Consider the following 26659-nt stretch of genomic DNA (forward strand, 5'->3'; position numbering starts at 1 on the left):
CGTCCACGCGAGCGCGATGTCGTGAACGAGCAGTCGGCCGATCGGAAGGGACACGATGGCAGGGCGTGAGCGCAAGCTCCAAGCCGTCTCGGCCGCCGGAGCCGGTGACACCGGCGACGCCACGGCCGAGACGTTGCTGTGCATGGTCGCGCGCGGTGACGAGAAGGCGTTCGAGCGGTTGTACGACGTGGTGGCGGGCAAGGTGCTGGGCCTGATCGTGCGGATCCTGCGGGACCACGCGCAGTCGGAGGAGGTCGCCCAGGAGGTGCTGGTCGAGGTGTGGCGCACCGCCGGCCGCTACGACCCGCAACGGGGCAGCGCCCTGGCCTGGGTGATGACGATGGCGCACCGCCGCGCCGTGGACCGGGTGCGCTCGGCGGAGGCGGCGACCAGGAGAGAGGACCTCGCCGCCCGCCGTGACGTCGAGACGCCGTTCGACGCGGTCAGCGAGCAGGTCGCCGCGCGGGTCGAACGCCGGCAGGTGCAGCGGTGCCTGTCGGCGTTGACCGAGTTGCAGCGGGAGTCCATCCTGCTGGGTTACTTCCAGGGCTACACCTACCCGGAGACGGCCTCCTTGCTGGGCATCCCGCTGGGCACGGTGAAGACCAGGATGCGTGACGGACTGATCAGACTCCGAGACTGCCTGGGGGTGACCCGATGACCGACAACACCGCCCGCTCCGAAGCCCACACGCTGATCGGCGCCTACGCGCTCGACGCCGTCTCCGAGGCAGAGCGCCGCCTCTTCGAGGAGCACCTCGCGGTCTGCTCGGACTGCGCGCAGGAGCTCGCCGAACTCCGCGAGACCACCGCGCTGCTGGCCGGCGCGTCGACCGTCGAGCCTCCGGCGCACCTCCGCGACCGGGTGTTGGCCGCCGTCGCCGACACGCGCCGGCTCCCGCCGGAGACCGGCGGCGGCGCGACGTTCATCGGAACGAAGACCGGGTCCCGACCGGACGAACGGCCCGCAGTTACGGGTCCGAAGCTGTGGTTGCGCCGGACGGCCGCGCTCGCCGCCGCGGCGGGCATCGCGGTCGCCGTGACGCTGGGCATCCAGGGCGTGGACACGAACCGCCGGCTTGAGCGGGACCTGCATGCGCTGCAACAGGCCAACGCCCAGAACAGCCGGGTCGCCGAGCTGCTGTCCGCGCCGGACGCCAAGCTCGTCCGCGGTGAGGTGGCCGGCGGCGGCACGGGCACGGTCGTCGCGTCCTCGACCGAGGGAGCGGTGGTGTTCCTCGCCCAGGGCCTGGCGCGGCTGCCCGAGGACCGCGCCTACCAGATGTGGTTGATCGGTCCCGACGGTCCACGTTCGGCCGGGCTGCTCACGGCCTCCGACGATCGGATCGAGCCCTTGCTGGCGGGCGGTTTCACCGGCAAGGAGGCCGTGGGGCTCACGGTGGAGCCGCAGGGCGGGTCCCCCCAACCCACGACCCCGACCGTGGTGGTCCTCCCGCTCGTCTGAGGAACAGCACGGGAGCAAGAGCAATCCGCTGGGCGATCGGTGGCGAATACCTGGTGTGAACGCAACCACACACAGGCAGAAATCCGATCCCGGGGTGCCGCGGCTGCCGCTGTGGGCGGCCGCCGCGGCGGGTCTGATCGCGGTAGGGGCGGCGTTGGCCGCCGGGCACCTCGTCGCCGCGCTCATCGACCCGTTCGCCTCTCCGTTCCTGGCGGTGGGCAACACCGCCATCGACCTGACACCGCACCCGGTCAAGGACTTCGCGATCCGCACGTTCGGCGAGGACGACAAGCTCGTCCTGCTGGCGGGCATGGCGTTCGTCATCGCCGCCGCGGCGGTCGTCGCGGGACTGCTGTCCCGCCGCAGCCCGGCGCCGGGCACGATCCTGGCCGTCGGGTTGGGCGTCGTCGGTGTCGCGGCGGTGCTCGCGCGGCCCACGTTGGGCACGATCGCCGTGCTCGCGCCGTTGGCCAGTCTGGTCGTCGGTGTGGTGGTCTTCAGGTGGCTGCACCGGCTCGCGCGCCGTTCGCCGGCGGGCGGAACGCGGCCCGTCGAGGACACTGCGGACACACCCGCGACGGACACACCCGCGACGGACACACCCGCGACGGACACACCCGCGACGGACACACCCGCGACGGACACACCCGCGACGACGCGGTCGGTGGACTGGGCTGTCCCCGGCCTGGGACGCCGCCGCTTCCTGATCACCTCCACCGCCGTCGCAGCCGCCGCGGGAGCGACCGCGGCGGCGGGGCAGTTCATCGGCGGCCGGGTCGACGTCGAGGCCTCCCGCCGTTCCATCCGGCTGACCCCCGGGGTGACCGCACCGCCGATCCCGGCGGGCGCGGACTTCGCCGGTGACGGAACGCCGACCTTCATGACCTCGAACGCCGACTTCTACCGCGTGGACACCGCGTTGTCGGTGCCGAAGACGCGGGCGCAGGACTGGCGCTTGCGCGTGCACGGCATGGTGGACCGCGAACTCGTGCTCACCTACGACGACCTGCTGAACCGGCCACTGGTGGAGAAGACGATCAGCCTCTGCTGCGTGTCCAACGAGGTCGGCGGTCCCTACATCTCCACCACGAACTTCATCGGTGTGTCCCTCAGCGACATCCTCGCCGAGGCGGGCGTCCGACCCGGCGCGGACCAGCTCGCTACGCGCAGCGTGGACGGTTGGACCTGCGGCACTCCCATCGACGACATCATGAAGCCCGGCAGCGACGCGTTGCTCGCCATCGGCATGAACGGCGAACCGCTCCCCGCCGAGCACGGCTTCCCCGTGCGCATGGTCGTCCCCGGCCTGTACGGGTTCGTCTCGGCGACCAAGTGGCTGGTCGACGCTGAAGTGACCACTTTTGCCGACTTCGACTCGTACTGGGTCAAGCGGGACTGGGCGCAACGCGCCCCGATCAAGACCATGTCCCGCGTCGACCGGCCCAAGGCCTTCGAACGGGTGCCCGCAGGGAAGTTCGTCGCCGCCGGTGTGGCCTGGGCGCAGCGAAGGGGCGTCGAGAAGGTCGAGGTCCGCGTCGACGGCGGGTCTTGGCAGGCCGCGACGCTGAGCGAGGAGGTCAACATCGACACCTGGCGGATGTGGCGCGTCGAGCTGGACCTGCCCACCGGCTCGCACACCCTGGAAGTGCGGGCAACGGACCGGACCGGCTACACCCAGACCAGCGAGCGGGCCGAGCCGATCCCGGACGGCGCCTCCGGATGGCACACGATCGTGTTCACCGCACAGCCTTGACACGGTCGGTCCGGAAACAGCGCCAACTTTCTCCCCGATCCACCAATCCGATGCGACACCTGTGTCGAACCACCTGTGACAAGCCGGGAAACACAGTTCCGGTAACCGTCCTCAAAGGAGTGACTTCCATGCGCAGCACCCGGCTCGCCTCCGCGATCGGCGTCCTCACCGCCGCCTTGATCTCCGCCACCGCCTGTAGCAGCGGTGGGCAAGCAGCCTCCGACGCCCCGGCTTCGGCGGCTGCCACCACGACCACCACCACGACGACCAGTGCGGCGATGAGTGACGGTGTCACCACGACAGGGGACGTGTTCGGCGCGGGTTGTGCGAGTCTGCCGAAGGACACGGAGGGTTCGCTCGACGGGATGGTCGACGACCCGGTGGCGACCGCGGCGAGCAACAACCCGTTGCTGAAGACGCTGGTGGCCGCGGTGCAGGCCGCGGGCCTGGTGGACACGTTGAACAAGACCGACGCCAAGTACACGGTCTTCGCGCCCTACGACCCGGCGTTCGAGGCCCTGGGTCAGGAGACGCTGAACGCGGTGCTGGCGGACAAGGCGAAGCTGACCGGCATCCTGACCTACCACGTCGTGCCGCAGCGCATGGACAAGGACGGCATCCTGTCCTCGGCCAGCCTGCCCACCGTGCAGGGCGGGACGTTGAAGGTCGAGGGCTCGGGTGACAACGTGACCGTCAACGGCGCGAAGGTGCTGTGCGGCAACATCCCGACCGCCAACGCCACCGTCTTCGTCATCGACAAGGTCATGATCCCCACCTCCTGACCCGCACTCGCACCTCCCCAGCGAAGGGATCGCGGCCCACTCAGCGGCCGCGATCCCTTCGTCGTCGGGCGGGGTTAGCCTGGAGGACCGTCGTGGAGTGGATCCGGGGGGTATCTCGCATGGGCAAGGGCCGCACGCTCGCTCAGGTGTACCGGCAGTTCGGCGAGGTCGACGCCGCCGGGACATCGCCGTTGTACGAGCGCGTCGCCGTCGTCCTCAGCGAGTCCGAGGAGGCGTTGCGCGCGATCGAGGCGGCACCGGCGCGCAAGCGGCACCCCACGCTGATCCTCGCCGCGCTGCACGACCTCGCCCTCGCCGGACGTGCCCCGGAGCTCGCCGCGGCCTATGCCGCCGGGGACGTCGACGCTGCTGCCAGTGCGGCGATCGACACGTTGCTGAGGATGACCGACTCGGTCGTGGACATCGCCGTGCGCCGGCGGACGCGGACCGACGAGGCCGGGCACGCCGCCGTGCTGTACCCGGCCATTGCCGAGGTGGCACGACGGGTGGGCGCGGAGGCGGTCGGGTTGATCGACGTGGGCTGCTCGGCCGGGTTCAACCTCAACGTCGATCGCGTCGGCATCACGTACGGCAACGGGCAGTCGCTGGGCGACCCGTCGTCTCCCGTGCAGCTGTCGGCGTCGGTCGTGGGGGACCGGCCCATCCCGACGCGAGCGATGCCCGAGGTCGTCGCCAGGATCGGCGTGGACCTCGATCCGGTCGACGTGACCGACGCGGACGACGCCCGGTGGCTGCGCGCATGCCTGTGGCCGGACCAGCCGGACCTGTCGGAACGGCGCGCGCGGCTCGACGCTGAGATGGCGTTGGCGGCGACGGCACCACCGCAGCTGCTGCGGGGTGACCCACTCGAGGTGCTGCCCGACGCCTTCGCCCGGATGCCCTCGGACGTCCTGCCTGTCGTCACCACGACGTGGGCGCTGTCCCGCTTCACGCTCGAAAGCCGCCTGCGCTTTCTGCACCGCCTGGACGAAGCGGCAGCGGGCCGGGCGGTGGCATGGGTGTCGGTGGAAGGGGTCGGAGTCGCGCCGTCCATCCCGACGTTCGGCGACCGCCGCGCCTCCGGCCACAGCATCATCGGCTTGGCGGTGTTCGACGGGTCGGCCATGCGCGCCGAGGCCGTCGGCCGCTGCTGGTCACGGGGCCGCCTGTTGGCGTGGCTGGCGGACTAGGCGTTAGGCGCGGTCAGGCGTTGCTCGACAACCGCTCGAACACCGCACGCGCCTCACCGCCGGGCCTGATACCCAGGTCCGCGTCCAGCACCCGCCACAGGCGCCGGTAGACGTTGATCGCGCCGACGCGGTCGCCCAGGTGGGCTAGCGCACGCATCAGCAGCACCTGCAACGACTCACGGGTGGGGTGGGCGGACGCGTGCGGCGCCAGCAGGTCGGCCGCCTCCTCCCACGCCCCCAGCGCCACCTTCGCGGTCGCCAGGTGTTCCACGGCGGCGATCCGGCGTTCCCGCCACAACGCGACCACCGCCGTGGCCGGAGCCGAGGGCACCAAGCCGGCCAGCCCGTCGACCGGCCACCGCGACAGCGCGGTGGTCAACGACGTGACGGCACTGAGCGGATCGCCCTGGCGCAGGCAGGCCACCCCACGGCGGAGCAACCCGCCCGCGCACAGCACGTCCACGTCCTGCGCGGGCACGTCCAGCCGGTAGCCGTGACCGACGTGGGCCAGCAGGCGGGAGAGGCCGGCGTTCGCGGTGTCCAGGCAGCGACGCAGCCGTGACGCGTACAGCTGGAGGTTCTTGAGCGCGCTGCGCGGCGGTTCCCGCTCCCACAGGTAGTCCATCAAGCGTTCGGTGGACACGGCCGCACCGGCGTCCAGCGCCAGCGCGACCAGCAACGTCCGCGTCTTCACCCCGCCGGGCACCACGTCGACCGCCCTCGGCCCGCTCACCGAGGGCCCTCCTAACAGCCGGATGTCGACTTCCAGCCGCACCTGCGACGTCGAACGGATCGACACCCCGGATCTCCCCACGTCGAACCCGATCAGTCACCGCACACGGTAGGTCGTGGCGACGGGTGTGCGGAGGGCGGCCGAATGCCGCGAACCACCGGACGGCGCAACGCATACCGGACGTATACCGGCAGGTGGGAGCGTGCGGCTCGACGCCCGCACCGTGGGGAGGCACCGGATGATCCCGCACGATCCCGATTCGGGGAACCGCACCGCGCGCGGTGCGGTCCGGTCGCCGCGGCGGGGCCGGGGACGATCCCAGGCGGGTTGATCAGCACCACCCGACGCGGCGCGCCGACCGGTCCCGCCGCACCTCTCCAGAAGGGACGTGACCGATGGACCTGACCTTCGACGACTCGGAACTCGACCTCGGCGACCTGGCCGTCACCGCGATGCGTGACGCCGTCGCGCTGCCCGAGACCGGCGCCTCGGCGCAGGCGTGCTCGTGCAGCAGCACCTCGTGCTGTTGCTGCCAGGTGCCGCAGCTGCCGGCGTAGTTCTGAGCCGAACCGGGGGCGTTCGCGTGCGGACGCCCCCGGCCCACACCACGGGGAGCACCGGATGGCCAGTGACCGCACCACCACCGAACTCGCGCCGTACGCGCTGGTCCGGGTGGCCGCGCTGCCGCACCCCCGACCAGTCCCCTCCGACTTCCGGCAAGGCTTGGACGCGGTGGTCGCGGCCGAGGCCCGGATCGCCGCGCTGGCGCCGGATCTCGCCGACGCCCTGCACGACAGCGCCGCCGGCCACTCGACCTTCTTCCACCACAAGGTCGTGCTGCCGCTGCGCCGCGATGTGCACAACGGCCGCGTCCCGCGTCCTACGGCGTTGGGCACGTTGCCGGAACGGGTGCCGCTGCTGGGGGAGTGGTTGGCAGCGCATGAAGAGCTGGCACGAGCGGTGGACGCGGTGCTGGCCGCGTGGCCGCACGACCTCGCCGAGGCCCGCAAATGGCTCGCGGAGGTGTGCGCGACCGACGCGCTGCGCCGCGCGAGCGTGCTGACCGGCCCGGACCTGTTGCACGGCTTGGACCGCACCGCACGGGGACGGGGTGAGCCCGACCGCAAGGCGCGCAAGGCGGAGCCGACGGTGCTGCGGTACGCGTTGCGCGCGACTTCCAAGACCAGCCCGCTGTCCTGGTACACGCACGTCGGCTGGGGCGTGTGGGGCGAAGGGCCGTGGCCTGCGGCTGAGCCGGTGTCACATCCGGCGGTGCACCGACTGCTCGTGACGAGGCTGGTCGACGCCCTGAGCCTGCGGATGCCGCACCGGCTCGCGCCCGCCCTCAGGGAACGCGAAGGCCGCCTGCTGTTCCGCCGTGACGTCCCGGTCGAGGGCGTCGGTCGCGCTGCGGTGGTCCGCGAGGAAGAGGTGAACGTCGCCGCGTCACGCCCCTTGCGATTCCTGATCGAGGTCGTGCGCGAGGCGGGGCCGGACGGGCTGTCACTGGACCGGATCGCCGGGGCGCTGGCGGCCAAGCTGACCACTCCGGACGCGGACCGCACGGCACGCGCGTTCGTGGCGAAGACGCTCGACCTGGGCCTGCTGGTCCCGGTGTCCCCGATCCACCCCCAGGACCCGGACGCGGTCGGCTCGCTGGCCTCCTGGCTGGCGCCGACCGACGACGACACCGCCCGCAGGCTGACCACTCTCGCCACGACCACCGCCGCGTTCGCGACCGCCGACCCGCCGACCCGCGCGGCCGTCCTCGCGGAGCTCTCCGAGGGCTGGCGTGACCTGGGCGAGCGGGTCGGCGCGGACCTGACCGGCGTGACCCCGGTGGTCGAGGACGTGCTGCTGCCCGAACCGGTGCCCGTGCCGCCGGGTGCCGCGCCCGCGTTGACCCGCCTCACCCCGCTGCTGGTGGCGTTCGACCAGCACGTGTTGCTGAGGCGGCTGATCCGGGCCAGGTTCGTGGAACGGTTCGGTGAAGGTGGTGTGGCGACGTTGGCCGACTGCTCCGCGCCGCTGTCACAGGCGTGGCAGGAGTCCATGAACGTCGATGAGGTGGACGACCCGGACATCCGTGCCGTCATCGGGATGCGTGACAAGCTGGCCGGGCAGGTCCACGACGGCGTGGTGACGGACGACGTGCTGGCGTCCGCCGCCGACCTGCTGCCCGCGTGGGCTACCCGCCGCACCGGCTCGTACGGCTTCTTCGCCCAACCGACCCACGACGGTCGGCTGGTGGTCAACCGCGTCTACGCCGGGTTCGGCAAGTTCACCAGCCGCTTCCTCGACCTGCTGCCCGGCGCGCGCGACGCCGTGACCCATCAGGTGCGCCGCCACACCACCAACCCAGTGCAGTTCCGCCCGGTGCAGGGCTTCAACGCCAACCTGCACCCGTTGCTCGGCGCCCGCGAGGTCGGCGAGGACGCCCGGTGGGCCGACCTGGTCGCCGACGAGTTGGACGTGCGGCACGACCCGGTGACCGACGAGGTCCGGGTGACGCACCGAGGTGTGCCGCTCGACGTGCTGTACCTGGGTTTCCTGATCCCGCTCGCGCTGCCGGACCGACAGGTGCCGCTGTACTCAGATCTCGCCTGCGGCTGGGTGGACCTCGACCGGCTGCGCGCCGCCACGACGGACGGCGAGGTGACCACTCGGGGCCGGTTGACGTACGGGGATGTGGTGCTGGCACGTCGTTCCTGGGACTTCGCCGTGCCGCCGTCGGTCGGCGCGGAGGAACGGTCGGCGCTCGACGTGGCACGGTTGCGCGCCCGGCACGGGCTGCCCGAGCACGTCTTCGTCGGGCCGGACCGGGGGCCCGTGTCGGCCGACGCCTACCAACGCGCGCTCACGGCGGGTAAACCGCAGTACGCCGACCTGGGCGACCCGCTGCACCTGCGCTGCCTGCCGCGTCTGCTGGCGCGGTTCCCGGACGGCGTGCGGCTGACCGAGGCGTTGCCCGTGCCCGGTGTCGGGGACAGCCGGGTGGTCGAACTGATCGCGGAAACGTACTGGAGGGCCTCGTGACGGACGTCGTCTGCTACTACCACGACCCGGTGAAGGCGCCGCTGCTCCGCGATGCCGTCCTGCCGGCGCTCGCGGAGGCGGAACGTGCGGGCGCGACCGGGCACGTGGAGCGGCACTGGTTGCACGGGCCGCACGTGCGGGTGCGGCTGGACGGGCCGGACCAAGCCGCTCTCGTCGCCTCGCGCATCCGTGCATACCTGGCGATCAATCCGTCCACTGTGGACGCCGATCACGACATGCTGCTCGCGCAGGCCAAGCAGAACGGGATCGCCGAGCTGGTTCCGCCGCCGTACGAGCCGATCCGCCCGGACAACACCGTGGTCGTCGAGCCGACCGACCTCACGACTCTGCGGCAACTTCTGGTGTCCGACGCACTGGTCGACCTGCGCACCCGGTGCCTGAGGCTCGGCGTCCCCGCGATCGCCGACGCTGTGGCCGTGGACGGCACCAGCCAGTCACGCGTGCGGCTCGCCATGATCGCGATGACGGCGCACGCGAGCAGGTTCCCGGCGGGCCTGGTCAACGGGTACCACTCGTTCCTGTCGCACCTGGAAGGCTTCCTGCTCCACAGTGACCCGGACGGCGTCCTGCGCGCCCGGTTCGACGCGGTGTGGCAGCGGAATGCCGATCAGGTGGTCGAGACGGTCCGGGGTGTCGCCGAGGGCGCGGTCACCACGCCGTGGGTGACGTGGACGGACGGCACCCGTGCGGTGATCGAGGAGGCGTTCGACCAGGGCGAACTGCCCACCGAGTATTCGACGCAGCTCGGCGAGCGCGCGCTGGAGATGGGTGAGGACGAGGCGATCCGGCGCTGGCACCGCGACTCCACCGACCGGATCAGCGACTACCACGTCAGGTTGCGGGAGGTCGACTTCGACCACCCGGACTACCAGCGGCCCGTCACCGTCTACCGCTTCGGGACGAACATGCTCTACCAGCTGCTGTCCGTGTGCGACGTGACGCCCGTCGAGCGCTACCTCGCCGCGAGCCTGGTCGTGCGGGCGGTGCAGCGGATCACCGGCATCGGGTGGTCGGAGCACGTCGCGCAGATGGCGAAGGTGATCCGTTGAGCGCGGTGTTGTTGCGGCTGCGGCCGATCGTGCACGCCACGCCCACGGCGACCGGTCTGCACGTGCGGGGGTGGCGTTCCAGCTTCACGCTCGACGGCGGCAAGGGGCTGTGGACGATCTGGGAGCGCTTGGCCGGTCCGCTGGCCGACGGCGTGCCGCCGGAGCAGTTGGCCGTGCCGGAGAACGCGTCGCCGGCCGTGGCGCGTGCGTTGGAACTGCTCATCGGCCAGCTCCACGAGCACGACATGCTGGTGGAGGTGCCCGCCCAGTGGAGTGAAGGACAGTGGGGTGAAGCACAGTCGGGTGACGACGTGCCTGCCGACATCGCGAGCTGGCTGGAATCCGTCGCGCCGTCACCGCTTGAGGCGTGGCAGCGGCTCCGGTCGGCGATGGTCGTGGTGACTGGTGAGGGTGCCTTGGCAGCTCACGCCCACCGTGCTCTCGTCGCCGTGGGCCTGGACGTCACGCTGCGGCCCGGTGCCGGTCTACTCCTGGTCGGCGGCGCGCACGCCGTAGCCGCCGGGTGCGCCGCCGACGCCGGTTTCGTGGTCGCGCCGGGTTCGGTCGCGGACGTGCAGGCCGACGCGGTGGCGGTGGCGGAACGGTTGGCGGGCGCGTCGGGGCCACCGCCGGAGGTATTGGCCGCGCTGGTCGGATCGGCTGCGGCGCACCGGCTCGTGTGCGCGGTGGGCGGGCTTCCCGACCCGTCCACCGAGGTGGTGGACATGTGGAGCGACGTGCCGCCGACCGGGCCGCCGCACCAAGCCGTCCTCGTGGCCCGGCTCGACCCGCTGCACGCCGAGTACCACCCGTGGCTGTCTCCGGTCCGGCCACAGGAGCCGAACGGCACGGTGCTGGACGTGTTGGGCGATCGGGAATTGGGGCCGGTGCCGACTCCGCTGCCCGGTGAGCTGCCGCAGTTGCCGGTCAAGCTGGCCGCGTCCGGTGACGTGGTCGGGTTCGGCACCACCGAGCACGCCGCCCGGCTCGACGCCCTGCTCCGCTCCGCACGTTCACTTGCACCGGACGGCGTGGTGCTCGGCGCGGATCAGGTGCACGCACTCGGTTTGGCCCTGCGCACGGCCGTTCGGCACCTCGACGGCACAACGGTCGAAGAGGACGAGTGGGCCGCCGACCCGACCGCCCGGCGTTGGTGGAAGGCCGTGACGCTCCGGTTCGCCCTGCCCGCCGTGGTCGAGGTGACCAGGCTCGGTCCGCGGGTGGTCCGTGCGGTGGTGCGGGCCGACGGTGAGGAGCTGTCCTGGGCGGTCGAAGCGTCACCGGCGGACGCCGTCGCGTTCGCCGCGATGGCCGCCGCCGGACGGGCGCAGGCCGGGGTCACCGGAACAGTCGTGCTGTGCGGTGCCGCGCCCTTCGCCGAACCCGATGGGGCCGCCGCACCGTGGACGAACCGGGACTGGTACTGGCCGTATGGCCTGCGGGACGGCGAAGAGGCGTTCCAGGACGACCTGCGGGCGCTCGCGGCGGACGTCAAACCGGTGCACCTCGGTCCCGTGCTGGAGGCGGCGGGCCTGGTGGCGTTCGCGGTTCAGGAGGACGGCCGGTGACCGTGCGGGTGGTGGAGCTGGCCGACTACACGATCGGTGACCTGGACGGCATCGGTCCCGTGCTGCCGGTGCGGTTCGACGGCGCTCTGGTGCTGATCGGGCCGGTGTCGGACGGGGTGTGCGTGGGCTGTGCCGAGGACGCACGGCTGGCCACGCTCGGCTCGTCCGTGCCGCGTGGGGATCGGCGGATGCGGTTGGGAGGCTTGGCGTCTCCGGCGTTGCGACCGTTGGTGACAGTGCTGGTCGACCGGGTGCTGGCCGATCCCGCTGCCTACCGCGACAAGGTGGTCGCGTTGCGGACCGACCTGGCGACGGTGGGGGAGCACCGGGTGCGCCCCCGGCCCGGTGGCTGCCCGACGTGCGGCCCTCTGCCCGAGGATTCACCGGAGACGGTGGTCCGCGAGCCCGTCCCGGTGGTTCCCGGCACGTTGCGCGGGCCGAACCCGCTCACCGAGGGCGACGCCCTGCGGCGTGAGCTGTTCGACCTCAGGCACGGTCCGGTCGGCGGGATGTACCGCATCGGTGACCTGACCGTGGCGGCGGTGAGTGCCGAGCTGGGTGGTGGGCAGGCCGGGTTCGGCCGCACCGCCGACTACGCCGAGGCCGAACGGGTCGCGCTGTACGAAGCCGTGGAACGGCACGCGGGCATGCGTCCCCGGCGCGTCACCACGGTCGTGGAGGCGTCGTACGCGGAGCTGGGCGATCGTGCGCTCGATCCGACGCGGCTCGGCCTGCCCGACCACGAGTCGCCGCACGTCGTGCCGTACCACCCGGACGTGCGGACCCGGTGGGTGCACGGTTGGTCGTACACCCACGGGCGGCCGGTCCTGGTGCCCGAGCACGTGGCGTACTGGGGGTACGGTGAAAGGCGGTTCGTGGACGAGACGTCCAACGGGTGCGGCGCCGGCAACAGCCTCACCGAAGCCGTGCTGTACGGGCTGTTCGAGGTCGCCGAACGGGACGCGTTCCTGATGGCCTGGTACCAGCGGACGCCGTTGCGGAGCCTGCGCGTGCGCGACGACGTCACCGCGCACATCGCGGACCGGTTGGCACAGCTCGGCTATCGGCTGGAGCTCTACGACGCCACCAACGACCTGGGTGTGCCGTCGGTGCTGTCGCTCGCGCGTTCTCCCCGGCAGCCGCACGCCTTCTTCGCCGCCGGTGCCGGGCTGGACCCGGACGCGGCGATGCGGTCGGCGGCGGCCGAGGTGGTGATGGACGTGGAGGCGGGCGCCAAGCGCTACCGCGTCGAGCCCGGTGACTACGACACGGACCGGCTGCGGCGACTGCTCCGCGACCCCCGGCTGATCCGGGGCATGGAGGACCACGTGAACGTCAACGGCCTGACGGAGGCCGTCGAGCGGCACGACTTCCTGGTGCCGGGACCTGAGGTGGATCTGCGGGTGCCGGACGTGCCGCGCGACGACCTGGACGCGTTGCTGGAGCACTACGTGCGCAAGTGGGCGGGGTTGGGGTTGGAGGTGATCGCGGTCGACCAGAGCGACCCGGTGGTGCGTGACCGGCTCGGCCTGCACTCGGCGAAGGTGATCGTGCCCGGCACCGTGCCGATGACGTTCGGTGAGCTGAACCGGCGCACGCAAGGCATACCGCGGCTGCGCCTCGCTGGTCCTCCGCTGCCCCATCCGTTCCCGTGAAGGCCGTTCCCGTGAACGCCGAGGCCTTGCGCGCCGCCTACACCCACGGGCCGGGGCGGGTGGTCGAGCCGGGGACGTCGCCGCGCACGGCCGCTCCGGAGGGGCCACGCGTGCCGCTGACCTCGTTGCGCGGACGCTTCGGAGCGGCGTTGGCCCGGCTGCTGACCGACGTGGCGACCCCGCTGCGGTGGGAGCCGTGGAACCAGTACAACGACCACCGCGCGTACCCGTCGGCACGGGCCGCGTCCACCGTCGACCTGGTGGTGGAGGGCCGGTGGCTGCTTGATCCGGTGCGCCGGGTGCTGGTCGGCGAAGGAACTCCGGTGATCGACGGGCCGGTGCGGGTCGAGCTGGTCCGCCGCCGCGATCGTCTCTCGCCCGGATACCGCGAGTTCGGTGACGTGCTCACGGAGTTGGAAGTCGGGCACGTCGCGGGGGCGTTGGTCGAGCACGCGGCACGGCTCGGTCTCGACGCGCGGGTGTCCGGGCTGACCGTCACGGTGGCGTTCGAAGGCGTTGCCGACCCGGCTCCTGTTCCGCTTCGAAGTTCGGGAGTGGGTCCGCGTGGTGTCGCGGCCGATCCCCGGCCATTGCCTTTGAGCGTGCTGCAAGCGGTGGTCGAGGCTCTTGATCACCCGCCCGCCGGGTCGCCTGTGCGGGACGACCTGCGGCACCGGCTCGGCGTGCGGAACGTCGTGGGTGTCGACGATGGCTGGTACGCCGTGGACGGTGGGCTGCGGCTGGTGTCACCGGGGCCGGCCGTGGCGGGGTTGCAGCCGGTGTTCGGCCATCCGCCCGGGACGATCCACGTCGCCTCGATGAACCTCGCGCTGGTGACGACCGGTGACCCGGCCGCCGCCGTGGCGTCCGACGGTCCGGACGGCTACCGGGCGCTGCTGCGTGCGGCCGGTGCGACCGCGCAGCACGTGTGCACGGCGACGGCGCGCTCCGGGGCGTTCTGCCGGCCCGCGCGCAGCACCGACGACGGACCGCTGGAGGCCATGGTCGGCGCGCCCGCGTCGCACACGCTGCTCTACCTGCTGCTCGTCGGCCGCCCGCGTGGCACGGGCTTCACCTACGACCTCACCCCACTGGAGACGTCATGACGTGGACCAGCCTGCACGTGCGGCTGTCGTGGGCGGTCGAGGACGTCGACGCGTTCATCGCCGACGTCCTCGCACCCGAGTTGGACGGGCACCGTGCGGCGGGACGTGTCGCCGACTGGTTCTACGTGCGGTACTGGGAGGCCGGCCCGCACCTGCGCGTCCGGGTGCGTGACGCGGCCGTGGACCTGGCCGATCGGTTGCGTTCGCTCGTCGCGGGGGCTGATCGCCCGGTGGTGGTCTCGTCTCCCGACTGGCTGCCGCACGGTGACGTCCGCGAGATGCCGTACGTGCCCGAGGTGGAGCGGTACGGCGGGCCGGAGTCGCTACCGGTCGCCGAGGCGGTGTTCTGCCGCAGCACCGAGGTGGCGGTGGCCGTGCTGCGGTCGGCGGGGTCGAAGTTCACCGCAGCCGTGGAGCTGGTGATGGCCACGACGATCGCGGTGAAGCTGGACCGGGTGGAGGCGGCGTCGTGGCTGCGTTCCCTGGCGACGGGGTGGCGGCAGGCGCGCGAGCCCGTCGCCCCGCCGGGGATGCGTTCCCACATCGCCGCGCGGACGTTGCACGAGGCACGTGCGACCCACCTCGCCGCCCGGTGGGACCGGCTCGAATCACGCGCGACGGGTGCGGTGGGGTACTGGGCGGACCAGGTGCGGGCGGTGGACCTGCCGCGTTACGTCTGGGCCTCGCAGCTGCACATGCTGTTCAACCGCCTGGGTCTCGGCCCGGAGGAGGAGCGCACCGTCTGCCGGCTGGTGGCGATGACGGCCGAAGCTCCGGACGGGCCGACGCCGTTCCACGAAGACGGCGCGACGGCAGCCGACCGGCGTTACCTGGCGGCCAGCAAGTTCCACTCGGGCGTGCCGGACCAGGGTCCGCTCAAGGTAGAGGTCACGTCGCCGACTCTGCCGTGGTGGCCGGACGTGCCGCTGCCCGACGCCGCGCCCGTGTCCGGTGCCCTGGCCGACGCGTTGCTGGCCCGGCACACCGCCCGTGGCCCGGAGCTGTCCGGCCCGCTGGACGCCAGGCAGTTGGCGACCCTGCTGTGGACGGCGCAGGGTGCTCTCCCGGACGGGCGCAGGCCGTACCCGAGCGCGGGAGCACGGCACAGCGCGAGGCTGCGGGTGGTGGCGTTGCGGGTGACCGGGCTGGAGCCGGGCGTGTACGAGGTGGACGAGGTGCGGCGGACGCTGGTCCACGTCGCGCCCGCGCCGCCGGTGGACGACGTGCGCGCGTCCTCGATGTGGTTCGGCGAGGGGGAGGGAAGGGTGGACCCGGCCACGACGCCCGCCGTGCTTGCCCTGTACACGCGGATTGGTGAGTTACGGGCGGCGTACGGCCTGCGGGCGCTGCGGTTGGCGTTCACGGAGGCCGGGCACCTGGCGCAGAACCTCGCGCTGGTCGCCGCGTCGTCGGGGCTGGCGCTGGGCATGATCGGCGGCTTCTACGACGACATGGCGCACGACGTGCTGTGCCTGGACGGCGTGGACGACACCCTGGTCTACCTGATGCCGCTGGCGTCCGTCTGACCTGCTGTTTTACCGTCAGGCGTCGCCACGCATCGAGCGGCGGATCTCTTCGAGCTTGTCGAGCCCGGCCTGCCGACGTGCCTCGAACTGGTCCTCGACCGCCTTGGCCTCCGGGGTGGCCTCCGCGAGCTCCTCGGTCCCGATGCCGGTGGCGACCCGGCTCTCAATGCGGTCGCGGACGTGCTCGAAGGTCGGCACACCGCCCTCGCTGTAGTCACCGGCCGGCACCGCGGTCGGCGGCGCCTGCTCCTCGACGATCTCGGCGTCGATCACCGGTTCGTGGTTCTCGTTCATCGCCCAACTCCCGTTCGTCGTGACTCCCGAGGCTACCGCCTTACACCGATTGGGTGACTCGGTGACGGCGGTTCCGAACGTGGGCGATCACCTTCACCATGAGCGCGGACACCGCGACGCAGTAGACGCCCAGCACGACGACCTGGTGCGGGTAGCCGACGCCGCCGTCGATCAGCAGGCCGCTCAGCCCTGGACCGGCGGCCGAGGCGAAGACCAGGATCGCCACCACCACCGAACGGATCGCGCCAAGGTGGTCCACGCCGTAGATCTCCGGCCACGTCGCGCCGAACAGGCTGAGTGACAGGCCGTTCGTCACGCCGTAGAGGGCCATGAAGGCGAACAGGCCCCACTGGGCCTCCGTCAGGCCCAGCACCAGCAGCCCGCCGCCGAGCGGCAGCAGGAAGAGCGGCACCAGGCGCAACGCGGTCAGCCGGTCGACCAGGTGACCGCCGATCACGTTGAACACCACCGTCGACACCGCGTACACCGTGAACGCCGTCGCCGTCACCTGGAGCGGCCACCCGCGCAGGTCGGCCAGGTGCACCTGGTTGAAGAACACCGTGTTGCCGATCAGCGCGGGCGCGCCCATGGCCAGGCAGACGAGGTAGAAGTACGGATCGCGCAACGCCTGCCGTCTGGTCCAGCTCGGCGTGGACACGCGAGCGCTGTGCACGGCGTCCGGCGCCGGCATGCGTTCACGGCGGAACAGCGCGGCCACCGCGAAGGCCGCGACCAGGAGGACGACCGCGCCGAGCCACCACACCTGGCGCCAGCCGGCCGCTGCCACCATGAGCACCACCAGCAGCGGGAACAACGCCTCACCGGCGTTCAGGCCCAGGGTCGACACCGACATCGCCCGACCGCGCTCGCCGGTGAACCAGCGGCCCACCACGGTGAACGCGATGTGGGTCATCATGCCCTGCCCGAAGAAGCGCAGCAGGACCACGGCGGCGAACAGCACGATCACGTGGCCGGACGCAGCCATGGCGAACGCGCCCAGCGCGAGCATCGGCACGGCCACCAGCACGACGTGCCGCGCCGGGTACCGGTCGACCGCCGGGCCGGCTTTGGTCAGCACGAGGGCGCTCACCAGCGTCGCCGCCATGTACAGGCCGCCGAACTGCCCGTGGGACAGGCCGTGCTCGGCGCGGATGTCGTTGCCGAACAGGGAGATGAAGAACGTCTGGCCGAAGCAGGACAACAGGAACAGCAGGAAACCCCCGGACAGCCAGCGTTTGTCGCGGCGGAGGAAGTCGACGGTGCTCATCGGCGGGTCTCCAGGGTCAGCTCGGCGTGCGCGCGGGCGTGCGCGCGGGCGTGCGTCGCCCAGTTCACGTCGCGGTGCGCGGACATCATGTGCAGATCGCGCCAGTGCCGTGCGATCGGGTGGTCTTCGAAGTGGGCGGCGGTGCCGGACAGCTCCACCAGCCGGTGCACCGCCCGCACGCAGAGCCGGGCGAGGTAGGCGCGGTCACGCCCGACGGTCGCCGCTTCCAGCGCCGTGAGCGGGCGGCGTTCGAGCCCGGCCGAGTGCAGGGTGTCGCACACCGAGTCGTACAGCCACCGCCCCGACACGACGACGCCACCCGGCACCGCGGTCACCCGTCCGCCGGACGCCGTTGCGAACAGCGGGCGGCACCCGGTGAACATCAGGTCCGCAGCCGACATCCGTCCGACGACGATCTTACGGGGGAGTTCCCGTGCCGGGCCATCACGCGGAAAAGCCATTGCGGTAATGCGCGCCGTGCCCGCATACTCGAATCACACCGCGAGACGAGGGAGTCGGAGTCATGACGAGCATGGGAAAGCGAGGTTCGCAGCGCTTGCCGCAAAGCACCGCGATCGCCGCCACGTGCCCGTCCGTCGATGAACGCAGTGCTCTCCCGCTCCAGCGGGAAGAGCTTCTGGCCTGCGCGGACTCCCTGCCCTGACCTGATCTGGTCACGTGGACAGGGAGCCGCCCATCGGGAAACCGATCCGGGCGGCTCCACTATTTCGGGCACCGGAAATCACTTTTCGAATGCCGTTCATCACCGGATTCGATGTGTCGGTTGACAATTTATTGCAGAGCGCGTTGGTCCAGCGGAACGGACACCGGACTTTCACTCCGATGACGCGGGTTCGACTCCCGTACGCGCTACGACCGGGGTGCCTGGCGCCCCGACTGCCTCTTCAGCTCAGCACGCCCCTGTAGCCCAACGGTAGAGGCAACGCGCTCAGAACGCGTTCGGTCCAGGTTCGAATCCTGGTGGGGGCACGTCCGGCACTATTTCGCCTTGTCGTAGCGATCGACCATCGCCTGGTAGGCGTTCACCATGGTGACCTCGCGGAAGTGCTTCGCGGCCTTGTCCCAGGTCCACGTCAGGTGGGGCCCGTGGTACTTCATGTCCACACCACCGAAGGACAGTCGGAGCATGAAGTCGCGCTTGGTGTCCACGATGAAAGCACTGAGAGTCGTACCGGTGCCGGTGTCCCCCAGGAGGACGATCGCCTTGTCCCACGGGCCGTCCACGGCGCGCTCGGCAACGTTGCCCTCGCTCCCATAGTTTTTGCGCATGAGTTGCAGCGTCAGGTCGTAGCGCCCGGTCGGCGTCTTGTACTTCTCCTCGTGATAAAGATCGCGCTCCATGTTGGCGCGGCCGAACCCGATCTCGATCAGCCCCTTGGCATCGCTGCTCTTGTGCTTGGGGTCCTCGTAGAAGAGGGCGCGCCCCTCGCAGTTCCGGACCCCGGCGGTGATGGAACCGTTCCCGCTGGCCAGCTCGTCGGTGAACTTCTTGTGGTCGAGGAACTCGGCGAGCTCGCGCACGTGGTCGGCGAACATGTCGCAGGCGCGCCAGCTCTCGATGGTGGCGGCCCTCACCTCTTCGAGCGACTTGAGGCTGGGGGGAGTCGGAGGAGTCGGAGTCATGCCCCCACCGCCGCCGCCTCCGCATGCGGAGAGCAGGAGACCAGCGGCGAGGACCGCCGCAAGGCCCTTGCCCAGCCTTCGCCGGCGACCGGTTGTCGATGGGGTGGTCACGCCACATCCTCCAGGGTTGTCGATCAGTGGGTCTGTCGCCTTGACGGCACGCGTGCGCCGATGCCACAGCTGATCGTCACGTTATGAGGTCGGTGGCTCCACTGGTGTCCGGTGAACACCGGACATGTGCGGCTCCGGCCGGCCCGCTCCCGGTCGATCTTCGGGAGCGGGCTGAACCAGTGCTCAGCGGCGGGGCAGCAACGGGATCGTGAGCTGGACGGGAACGTTGTGGTGCGGTCCGGTGTTGGCTGTGTCGTGGTAAGTGCCGTCGGCTCGCTGACGCTGGTACACGACGGTGAGCCGGGCCGGACTGTGAGCAGTCGCGGTGATCTGGTTGCCGCGGACGACGACTGTGCCCGCGTCGGCGGGATGCAGCTCGGCGCGGATGCGGTTTTGCGGGTTGGTCAGCGTGAACTCGGCGCCGTGGGCGCTGGTCACGTGGACGGTGGTGGTCGCGGGGCCGTTCGGGCGGGGACGCAGGACGCGGTCGTCGGCGCGGATTCGCAGTGGTCCTACGCCGGACGGCACGAGCTGGTCCTTTGTGGACGCTTCGATGGACAGGTCGTCGCCGAGGTGCAGGCGCGAGGTGTACAGCGCGCGGGACGAGGTGGTGGACGGGCGGCCGTGGTGGACGTAGTAGAGCTGCGTGCCGTCCGGTGAGTCGATGATGCTGCCGTGTCCGGTCGAGTACAGGCCCTGCGCCGGGTCCTGGGACAGCACGGGGTTCGCGGAACTCTTGTGCCACGGCCCGAGTGGGCTGGTGGCGGTCGCGTAGCCGACGCCGTAGAACTCGTTCTCGTAGTTGTTGGCCGAGTAGGTCAGGTAGTAGCGGGGATTCCCCTGCGAGTCGACGGTCCGGATCGTGGTCGAGCCCTCGGCCCACCGGCGGTCCTTCTTCTGGCCACCGGACTTCGCGTAGTCGTGGACGTGCGCGTTCTCCCACGCCTGCTTGTCCGAGCCGTAGTCCAGGACGGGGACATAGCCGTCCTTGCGGACACCGGGCGGATCGTTCGGCGCACGGTTGCTGTTGACGTACGCGGGCGCGATGGTCGGCATGGTCCGGCCGGTGGGGTCGCGCCACCAGTCGCCGGTCAGCTCGACGGCGTAGATGTTGGACTCCTCGATGTACTTGCCCAGGTCGTCGTCCCACACCCAGTTCCGGTAGGCGTTGCGGGAGAAGTACAGGTAGATCCGTCCGTCGGCGTCGAAGTACACGTTCGGGTCGATGTAAGGGATGTAGGTCCCGAGCGGGGCGGTCCGGCCCTCCTCCAGCGTGGCGGGCGGCTTCTTCTGCGCGGCGTCCATGATGAGGTTGACGTCGTGGTAGGTGGGGTCGTAGGGGGAGTAGTCCAGCGGCGCTTCGGCGATGTCGTGGAACGGCCCGGCCGGCGAGCGCGACACCGCGACGCCGACCTTGCACGGCTCTTCGAAGTCCGCGTGCCGGAAGTGCTCGGCCACGCCGCGGTTCATCCTGGCGGCGTAGAACAGGAAGTACAGGCCGGTTTCCGGGTTGTGGTAGACCTCGGGCGCCCAGAACCAGTCGTGCGCCCAGTCGCCGTCCTGCCCCGCCCGCAGCGCGCCACCGGGCAGGTGCTCCCACGTGGCGAGGTCGGGGGAGCGGTAGATGCCGAAGTGGTGGCCGGGGTCGGCGCCCTCCGTGGAGTACGCGTAGTAGTAACCGCTGGGGCGGTCGAACAGCACGAACGGGTCCGCGCCGGGGGTGGCGGCGTCGTTGTGGAAGGTCGCGTCGGTCGCCCGGACGGGGTGGGCCGGTTGGGCCGGTTGGGCCGAGACCGGTGCGGGCACGAGGCTTAAGGCCGCGATCGCGGCGACGAGCAGGGTGGTACGTCGCATACCTCTCATCCTGCCGCCGACCTACTCGGCGTGGAATGCCGTGGACCGTACTGATTCCGGTATCGAACGAAGCGGGAAATGCGATACGCCAAGGAAGGACTGATAGAGGGGATCACGCGATGTCACGATTACGCCGTTCCATCGGCGCGTTGATGTTGACGGTCGTCGTCTGCGCGGGGGCGTCGGCGGGACCTGCGTTCGGCGACACCTCGGCACCGGCCGAACCCGCCGCAACCCAGCCCGTCGCAACAGAACCCGTAGCCACCGAGCCCGCAACGACCGAACCGCCTGCCACCGAACCGCCTGCCACCGAGCCGCCCGCGACCGAACCGACTGAAACCCAGCCGATCGAAACCCAGCCGACCGAGACTCCACCGACCGAGACCTCGAACCCGGTCGAGCCCACGAATGCCGAACCCCCGGCCCCGGCCGAACCGTCCCCGACCGAACCGATCACGATCACGACCACCACCCCGGTCACGCCCACCGATCCGGCAGCCGCGGAACCCGTTGCGCAGTCGGTCGATCTGACGATCTCGGTCACCTTCGACAAGCCGGTGTACTTCGCCGACGAAGAGGTCACCGTGCGGGCCGGCGTGACGAACGTCGGAACCGCGTCCGCGACCAGGGTGTTCCTGGACTCGACCGGGAACCTGTCGAGCCATTACTGGTCCGGGTTCGGCTACGGCGGCTCGCCGCCGATCGGCCCCGGAGAGACAGCGGAAGGCACGCTCTCCGCGCGGATCACCGCCGCGGACGACTTGCTGACCCTCGTCGTCACCGCCAGATCCGACATCGAGCCGGACGTGAACCCGGCCGACAACACGGTCACGGTGTCCGTCCCGATCACAGTGGTCCGCGGCACCTTGACGGGGACCGTTTACGGCGACAGCGACGGCAACGGTGTGATGGGCGCGGACGAGGCGCTCGCGGACCTTGAAGTCACCGTCCGCGGCGGCCGCCCTTACGCCGACTACACCGCCACCACCGATTCGGCCGGCCGCTTCACGTTCCCCGACCTGCCCCGCGGCCGTTACGAGGTCAAGTACGCGAGCGACACGTGGTGGTCCCCGCACCTGGAGGTAGACGTCGACGGTGTGGACGACCCGGACCTGCTGATCCGCGGCACCCCGTTGGCCAACCGGGTCCTCACCGTCACCGGGGCACTTGACCGGTCGACCTACCAACTGGGCGACACAGCCCGCTTCGCGTTGACCCTGGCCAACAGCGGACCGATGCCACTCACGGGTATCACGGCGGCGTGCTGGTCGAACGGCAACGCTCCGCTCGATCTCGGCGAGCTGGCACCCGGAGGCCCCGGCGTCACCCTGCCCGCGAACGCGAGTCGGGACCTCGTGGTGCCGATCCCCATCGACAGCCGCATGGTCGACACCGGGAACCTGCAAGCGGATTGCACGTTCGGCGCGCCGCCCCACTACAACGGAAATGTCGTCGTCAAGGTGCTCGCGCGCGTGCCGGGAGGCCGAGCCCCGAAGGTCGCCGGCCTGGTGGCGTTGGAGCGCCCCAGGTCGGGGACAGCGCCACTGGGGCCTCCGGTGCCCGGCGCACCGGTGCCGAACCTGAAGGTCTACCTGAAGGACCAGTTCACCGGCGCGGTCTTCGTCCGTGCGACGACCAACGCTTCAGGCGTGTTCGAGTTCTTCGACGTGCCTGCCGGAACGCACCAGTTCGGCGTCGTCGGGCCGTGGGAGATCGTCCACGGTGGCCCGGTGTTCCCGGTCACGGCAGGTGACAACGGCTCGCCGTCGAACCACCTCGTGCTCCTCGTCCCCGGCACGGACAAGCCGGACCCCGATCCGGCGCCCCGGCCCAACGACCCGTCCCCACCACCAGGCACCGCACCACCAGGGGCCGCACCACCGGGAACGGGGCCGGCGCAACAGCCCACAGCGGCACAACTCGCCGCGACGGGCGTGAACGTGACGTGGCTCGCACTGGGCGGGTTGCTCACGCTGCTGGCGGGCATCGGCCTGCTGACGCGCACCGGCCGAAGGCGGATCTGACCGCGTGGTCGGCGGGTCGAGCACCGGGCCTTCAGCGCCAGGCGCTCGACCTGCCACCGCCCTCGTGGTTCATCCGCATGGAGCGTGCCCCCGCGTCGGACGTCGGGCCGGGACTCGGCTGCGATCGGTCCGTCACGTCGGTGGGCCGCGCGGTCCAGTCCGCGCCCAGCCTGGTCCGGCGAGGGTTGGCGACCGCCCTTCCGAAGTCTGTCTCGTGCATCGTCCCTCCAGGTCGACTACCTGTACCCCGATAGTTGCCGGCCGGCCGCACCGGCCAAACGATGAGGTACGTCACGCGCCACGCCACGACCCCCGCCGGTGGTGCGTGGCGGGGGTCGTGGCGGTTGCGGTCCGGCGCGGTGTCACCCGGCCCCGTGCGGTGTCACCGAGGGGTGGTCACCCTGTGCAGTTGGGGACCGCGGGAGTGCTGCCGACGCAGTTGTTCGGCGTGTTGGCGGTGATGGGGGAGTTGGTGGTGGTCATCGTGCCGCCTTGGCGGTACACGCCGCCGGCGCCCAGGAGCAGCGCGTGGTTGTCGGTCACGGCGGTCTGGGTGAGGGTCGTCGCGGTGGACTGGATCGCGGAGATGCCGCCACCGCGCCCCGCGGTGTTGCCGGTGATGAACAGCGGGCTGCCGGAGACACCGGTGACCGTCAGCGTGCCGCGGAGACCGTTGTAGATGCCGCCGCCGTCGCCAAGGGTGACGTTGCCGGACACCGGGCTGTTGGTGAACGTCGCGGCGGGTGCGGTCCCGGACGGGGTGTCCGCGTTGGCGAGACCGCCGCCGTCGCCCGAGGCGGTGTTGCCGGTCAGGGTGCTCCCGGTGAGGGTGACCGCGCCGCGGTTGAGGATGCCGCCGCCGTCGCCGAGCACGTTGCCCCGGGTGAACGCCACCCCGGTCGTCAGCGTCAGGCTGCCGGTCGGGCTGACCTCGGCGATCCGGAACAGGCCGAGGCCCAGCGGCGAGTCGTTGGTGACGGTGGCGGGACCGACCATCTCGATCGGCGTGGTGATCACCGGCAGCGCGTTCGACGGGCCACCGTGCGCGGTGGTCATCCGGTACGTGCACCCTCCCGCCAGCGCGAGGGTGTCCGAGGTGGCCGTGGAGTTGGCCAGGTTCACCGCCGCGACCAGGGCGTTCTCGGTGCAGGCGACGGGGATGGTGATGGCCTGGGCCATCGGTGGGAAGGCGACCAGACCCCCGGCCATGATGGTGGCGCCGAACAGGGCTTGGACTGTGGTGCGGATGCTGCGCATGACGACTTCATTTCCTGGAGCACGATTGTGGATGACCTTGGCGGCACGCCGGTGGCAAAAACAATGCGGATGGCGTGCGCGTGCATCAGCACGATTCGAGTGGTGCTGTTCAGCCAATGATGTTCATCCATGCAAAAGACCTCGGTAGTGCGAATCCTCCGCGATCGAAACGGGAGGACTCATGCCACCGAGGTCCTGGGTAACTCCTTTCAACCTATACCTTCGTCGGATCGACCGATACCGTAGTCGCCCGAATGGGCGTAACTGCTCGGCGTTCCCGAAAGTATTCCACGTCAGCGGTCCAGGAGGGCCCTGGCCAGGTCGTCCGCCACGGCGTGCCGGTACGGGTTGGTCGCGGGACCGGCCGCGGTCGGGTGCACGCGGTTGGTCATCAGGAGGACGAAGGCACGGCTGTCCGGGTCGATGACCAGCGACGTTCCGGTGTACCCGGTGTGGCCGATCGTGTAGGGCGTGGCGAGCATGCCCATGAACGCGGGCTTGTTCAGGTCGAGGCCCAGCCCGCGGTCGGCGCCGGGAATGGCGGCGTTGCCGTTCCTGGTCATTTCCCGGACGCTTTCCGGCCGCAACACGCGCCGGTCGCCGTACTGGCCGCCGTTGAGCAGCATCTGGGCGAACACCGCGAGATCGTGGGCGGTGGAGAAGACGCCGGCGTGCCCTGCCGTTCCACCGAGGTACCAGGAAGTGGAATCGTGCACCTCGCCCCAGATCAGCCCGCGCGAACCACGCACGTACTGGGTGGGCGCGATGCGTGGACGCAGGTGCGACGGCGGGTTGTACATGGTGTCGTGCAGGGAAAGCGGCTCGGTGATCTCCGTTGCCACGAGCTCCGGCAGTGACCGCCCGGTGACCCGTTCCAGCACCTTGCCGATCACGATGAGGCTCAGGTCCGAGTAGACGTACCGCGTCCCCGGCTGCGCCCGCAGTGCCACCGCGTAGATCGCCGCCAGCCGCTGCTCGACCGTCGGGTACGACCCGATCGCCAGACCCGCGGGGAGACCGGAGGTGTGGGTCAGCAACTGCCTGAGGGTGACGTCCTGCTTGCCGTTCTGGCCGAACTCGGGCAGGTAACGGGCGGCGGGCGCGTCGAGTTCGATCAGGCCGCCCTCCACCAGCCGCAGGGCGACCACGGTGGTGAACAGCTTCGAGATCGACGCCACGTCGAAGATGGTGTCCTCGCGCATGGGGATCCGTTGGTCCGGCGGCAGTTCCGCGCCGTCGGTCCCGAAGCGCAGCGCGTCACCCACCGCCGCGTGTTCGACGATCACACCGTTGCGCGCGGCCAGCACCACACCGCCCGGGTACGCCTGCGGGGCGGCCGTCACGCCCGCCTCGACGTCGGGCACCAGCCGTTCCACGTGCTCGGCGGCCAGCCCGGCCTGGTGCGCCGGGCCGTACCGCAAGCGCTGGTGCGGGAGCGCCCCGTCCCACGGTGACCCGTGCCGCCGCGAGATGGCCAACTCGGCCAGCACCGGCAGGTGGTCCGACGCGTCGGTCGTGATCACCCGCGTGTCGCGGACCCGCGCCGGGTAGCCCGCGGCGACGTAGTCGATGCGCTTGGTGGGCGCCTGCGCCGGGTACGTCATGCCCGGCGACGCCGGATCGGTCATCGCCCACGCGTCGACCAGTTCCGTCCACAGTGGAGCGAGTTCCGGTGCGGTCGGGATCGCGTTGAAGTCGCCGAGCAGCACCCTCGCCTTGCCCCGATCCTCGGCCATCACCCGCAGCATGTCGGCGACCTGCGCCCGGCGCACCGCCGGATCGGCGCGGTAGTCGAGGTGCGTGTTGTAGACGTGCACGCGTTCACCGCGCACGTTCAGCTCGACCTCGGGGAAGCCCGGCGCCGGCTCGGGCGTCGGGTTCGGCACCTGTGTGGACAGCCGGGTGATCGAGTGGTTCTCCGCCGCGACGATCGGGTGCCGGCTGAGCACCGCCACGCCGAACTGCCGCCGAGGCTGGCCCGGCTCCACCGGGTCGAGGTCGTAGATCGGCGCGAAGTAGACGTCCATGCCGACCGCCGCCGCCAGTTCCGCCGCCTGGTCCCGCCACTCGCTGCGGGCCATCCAGTGGACGTCCACCTCCTGCAACCCGACCACGTCGACGTCGGCCGCCTTGATGTCCGCGGCCACGCGTGCCAGGTCGAGCCTGCCGTCCACGCCGATTCCGGTGTGGATGTTGTAGGACATCACGGTCAGCGGCACCGACGGCAGGCCAGGGGCAGTGCCCTCTTGGCCTACTGCGGACGGACTCGTGACCAGCAGCCCGCACAGGGTGGCGGTCAGCAGTCGGCGGACGGCGTGGCGCATC

At 71.0% G+C, this 26659-nt stretch carries 22 protein-coding genes and 2 tRNA genes; 15 read left to right on the top strand and 9 right to left on the bottom strand.

All coding sequences use genetic code 11. The annotated features are described in order from the left end of the window. Positions 1-55 precede the first annotated feature (55 nt). The 5 genes from sigK to F4560_RS09000 all read left to right on the top strand — a co-directional run bounded on the left by sigK (position 56) and on the right by F4560_RS09000 (position 5189). Positions 56-661: an ECF RNA polymerase sigma factor SigK gene (sigK, locus tag F4560_RS08980; protein ID WP_184918534.1), complete on the top strand. Its 606-nt coding sequence runs from the start codon at positions 56-58 to the stop codon at positions 659-661. Further along, complete coding sequence (locus tag F4560_RS08985) at positions 658-1464, top strand: anti-sigma factor (RefSeq protein WP_184918536.1); 807 nt, start codon at positions 658-660, stop codon at positions 1462-1464. The genes sigK and F4560_RS08985 overlap by 4 nt, the downstream gene beginning before the upstream one ends. 94 nt (positions 1465-1558) lie before the next feature. Further along, a complete protein-coding gene (locus tag F4560_RS08990) occupies positions 1559-3217 on the top strand; it encodes a molybdopterin-dependent oxidoreductase (protein WP_312868900.1) in 1659 nt (552 codons plus the stop codon). 128 nt (positions 3218-3345) lie between these two features. After that, entirely contained in the window at positions 3346-3999 is a 654-nt protein-coding gene (locus tag F4560_RS08995) for a fasciclin domain-containing protein (protein WP_184918538.1), read from the top strand. A gap of 119 nt (positions 4000-4118) precedes the next feature. Then, on the top strand, positions 4119-5189 hold the full coding sequence (locus F4560_RS09000; protein WP_184918540.1) for a DUF2332 domain-containing protein: 1071 nt from the start codon (positions 4119-4121) through the stop codon (positions 5187-5189). Between the two features lie 13 nt (positions 5190-5202). Here the strand turns inward: F4560_RS09000 and F4560_RS09005 are convergent, their stop codons facing one another. After that, positions 5203-5988 carry an AfsR/SARP family transcriptional regulator gene (locus tag F4560_RS09005; protein ID WP_184918542.1) on the bottom strand — a complete coding sequence of 262 codons (786 nt, stop codon included), beginning with the start codon at positions 5986-5988 and terminating at the stop codon, positions 5203-5205. A 329-nt stretch (positions 5989-6317) separates the two neighbouring features. Between F4560_RS09005 and F4560_RS09010 the strand changes: the two genes are divergently transcribed. The 7 genes from F4560_RS09010 to F4560_RS09040 all read left to right on the top strand — a co-directional run bounded on the left by F4560_RS09010 (position 6318) and on the right by F4560_RS09040 (position 15883). Further along, positions 6318-6479: a thiazolylpeptide-type bacteriocin gene (locus F4560_RS09010; protein ID WP_156077218.1), complete on the top strand. Its 162-nt coding sequence runs from the start codon at positions 6318-6320 to the stop codon at positions 6477-6479. 64 nt (positions 6480-6543) lie between these two features. After that, on the top strand, positions 6544-8958 hold the full coding sequence (locus F4560_RS09015; protein WP_184918544.1) for a lantibiotic dehydratase: 2415 nt from the start codon (positions 6544-6546) through the stop codon (positions 8956-8958). Beyond that, positions 8955-10028: a lantibiotic dehydratase C-terminal domain-containing protein gene (locus F4560_RS09020; RefSeq protein WP_184918546.1), complete on the top strand. Its 1074-nt coding sequence runs from the start codon at positions 8955-8957 to the stop codon at positions 10026-10028. The genes F4560_RS09015 and F4560_RS09020 overlap by 4 nt, the downstream gene beginning before the upstream one ends. After that, positions 10025-11596, top strand: coding sequence for a hypothetical protein (locus tag F4560_RS09025; RefSeq protein WP_184918548.1), 1572 nt, complete (start codon positions 10025-10027; stop codon positions 11594-11596). Before F4560_RS09020 ends, F4560_RS09025 begins: the two co-directional genes overlap by 4 nt. Then, entirely contained in the window at positions 11593-13251 is a 1659-nt protein-coding gene (locus F4560_RS09030) for a TOMM precursor leader peptide-binding protein (protein WP_184918550.1), read from the top strand. The genes F4560_RS09025 and F4560_RS09030 overlap by 4 nt, the downstream gene beginning before the upstream one ends. Continuing rightward, positions 13248-14357: a hypothetical protein gene (locus F4560_RS09035; protein WP_184918552.1), complete on the top strand. Its 1110-nt coding sequence runs from the start codon at positions 13248-13250 to the stop codon at positions 14355-14357. Before F4560_RS09030 ends, F4560_RS09035 begins: the two co-directional genes overlap by 4 nt. After that, on the top strand, positions 14354-15883 hold the full coding sequence (locus F4560_RS09040; protein ID WP_184918554.1) for a thiopeptide-type bacteriocin biosynthesis protein: 1530 nt from the start codon (positions 14354-14356) through the stop codon (positions 15881-15883). The genes F4560_RS09035 and F4560_RS09040 overlap by 4 nt, the downstream gene beginning before the upstream one ends. Positions 15884-15898: 15 nt before the next feature. On the opposite strand, the gene F4560_RS09045 is transcribed toward F4560_RS09040, so the two are convergent. From F4560_RS09045 to F4560_RS09055, 3 genes are read right to left on the bottom strand one after another with little or no spacing between them, the layout of a single operon-like run. After that, positions 15899-16177 carry a hypothetical protein gene (locus F4560_RS09045; protein ID WP_184918556.1) on the bottom strand — a complete coding sequence of 93 codons (279 nt, stop codon included), beginning with the start codon at positions 16175-16177 and terminating at the stop codon, positions 15899-15901. Between the two features lie 40 nt (positions 16178-16217). Continuing rightward, positions 16218-17444 carry an MFS transporter gene (locus F4560_RS09050; RefSeq protein ID WP_184918558.1) on the bottom strand — a complete coding sequence of 409 codons (1227 nt, stop codon included), beginning with the start codon at positions 17442-17444 and terminating at the stop codon, positions 16218-16220. Next, positions 17441-17845 carry a hypothetical protein gene (locus F4560_RS09055; protein WP_221483418.1) on the bottom strand — a complete coding sequence of 135 codons (405 nt, stop codon included), beginning with the start codon at positions 17843-17845 and terminating at the stop codon, positions 17441-17443. The genes F4560_RS09050 and F4560_RS09055 overlap by 4 nt, the downstream gene beginning before the upstream one ends. 400 nt (positions 17846-18245) lie before the next feature. Here F4560_RS09055 and F4560_RS09060 point away from each other — a divergent pair. Together F4560_RS09060 and F4560_RS09065 are read left to right on the top strand one after the other, a co-directional pair. Beyond that, a tRNA-Glu gene (locus tag F4560_RS09060) sits at positions 18246-18317 on the top strand. 44 nt (positions 18318-18361) lie between these two features. Next, positions 18362-18434: transfer RNA gene (locus F4560_RS09065), tRNA-Leu, on the top strand. 9 nt (positions 18435-18443) lie between these two features. On the opposite strand, the gene F4560_RS09070 is transcribed toward F4560_RS09065, so the two are convergent. The 3 genes from F4560_RS09070 to F4560_RS46055 all read right to left on the bottom strand — a co-directional run bounded on the left by F4560_RS09070 (position 18444) and on the right by F4560_RS46055 (position 21597). Further along, a complete protein-coding gene (locus F4560_RS09070; RefSeq protein WP_184918562.1) occupies positions 18444-19199 on the bottom strand; it encodes a hypothetical protein in 756 nt (251 codons plus the stop codon). A 183-nt stretch (positions 19200-19382) separates the two neighbouring features. Beyond that, on the bottom strand, positions 19383-21053 hold the full coding sequence (locus F4560_RS09075) for a glycoside hydrolase family 43 protein (protein ID WP_184918564.1): 1671 nt from the start codon (positions 21051-21053) through the stop codon (positions 19383-19385). A 112-nt stretch (positions 21054-21165) separates the two neighbouring features. Next, complete coding sequence (locus F4560_RS46055) at positions 21166-21597, bottom strand: hypothetical protein (protein ID WP_184918565.1); 432 nt, start codon at positions 21595-21597, stop codon at positions 21166-21168. Between the two features lie 13 nt (positions 21598-21610). Here F4560_RS46055 and F4560_RS45475 point away from each other — a divergent pair, with 13 nt between their 5' ends. After that, complete coding sequence (locus F4560_RS45475) at positions 21611-23077, top strand: carboxypeptidase-like regulatory domain-containing protein (RefSeq protein ID WP_184918567.1); 1467 nt, start codon at positions 21611-21613, stop codon at positions 23075-23077. A 396-nt stretch (positions 23078-23473) separates the two neighbouring features. Here F4560_RS45475 and F4560_RS09090 read toward each other — a convergent pair whose 3' ends face one another. Continuing rightward, positions 23474-24334: a hypothetical protein gene (locus F4560_RS09090; RefSeq protein WP_184918569.1), complete on the bottom strand. Its 861-nt coding sequence runs from the start codon at positions 24332-24334 to the stop codon at positions 23474-23476. A gap of 293 nt (positions 24335-24627) precedes the next feature. Next, the gene (locus tag F4560_RS46060; protein WP_184918571.1) at positions 24628-26658 is read right to left on the bottom strand and encodes a serine hydrolase; all 2031 of its coding nucleotides are present in this window, start codon (positions 26656-26658) and stop codon (positions 24628-24630) included. Between the last annotated feature and the right edge of the window lies 1 nt (position 26659).

It is taken from the genome of Saccharothrix ecbatanensis, assembly GCF_014205015.1.
Classification (GTDB): domain Bacteria; phylum Actinomycetota; class Actinomycetes; order Mycobacteriales; family Pseudonocardiaceae; genus Actinosynnema; species Actinosynnema ecbatanense.

Coding starts and splice junctions, on each gene's coding strand:
- F4560_RS09045 (WP_184918556.1), bottom strand. CDS start 16,177: ATGAACGAGAACCACGAACCGGTGATCGACGCCGAGATCGTCGAGGAG.
- F4560_RS09075 (WP_184918564.1), bottom strand. CDS start 21,053: ATGCGACGTACCACCCTGCTCGTCGCCGCGATCGCGGCCTTAAGCCTC.
- F4560_RS09050 (WP_184918558.1), bottom strand. CDS start 17,444: ATGAGCACCGTCGACTTCCTCCGCCGCGACAAACGCTGGCTGTCCGGG.
- F4560_RS09055 (WP_221483418.1), bottom strand. CDS start 17,845: ATGTCGGCTGCGGACCTGATGTTCACCGGGTGCCGCCCGCTGTTCGCA.
- F4560_RS08995 (WP_184918538.1), top strand. CDS start 3,346: ATGCGCAGCACCCGGCTCGCCTCCGCGATCGGCGTCCTCACCGCCGCC.
- F4560_RS46060 (WP_184918571.1), bottom strand. CDS start 26,658: ATGCGCCACGCCGTCCGCCGACTGCTGACCGCCACCCTGTGCGGGCTG.
- F4560_RS09010 (WP_156077218.1), top strand. CDS start 6,318: ATGGACCTGACCTTCGACGACTCGGAACTCGACCTCGGCGACCTGGCC.
- F4560_RS09000 (WP_184918540.1), top strand. CDS start 4,119: ATGGGCAAGGGCCGCACGCTCGCTCAGGTGTACCGGCAGTTCGGCGAG.
- F4560_RS09040 (WP_184918554.1), top strand. CDS start 14,354: ATGACGTGGACCAGCCTGCACGTGCGGCTGTCGTGGGCGGTCGAGGAC.
- sigK (WP_184918534.1), top strand. CDS start 56: ATGGCAGGGCGTGAGCGCAAGCTCCAAGCCGTCTCGGCCGCCGGAGCC.
- F4560_RS09090 (WP_184918569.1), bottom strand. CDS start 24,334: ATGCGCAGCATCCGCACCACAGTCCAAGCCCTGTTCGGCGCCACCATC.
- F4560_RS08985 (WP_184918536.1), top strand. CDS start 658: ATGACCGACAACACCGCCCGCTCCGAAGCCCACACGCTGATCGGCGCC.
- F4560_RS09015 (WP_184918544.1), top strand. CDS start 6,544: ATGGCCAGTGACCGCACCACCACCGAACTCGCGCCGTACGCGCTGGTC.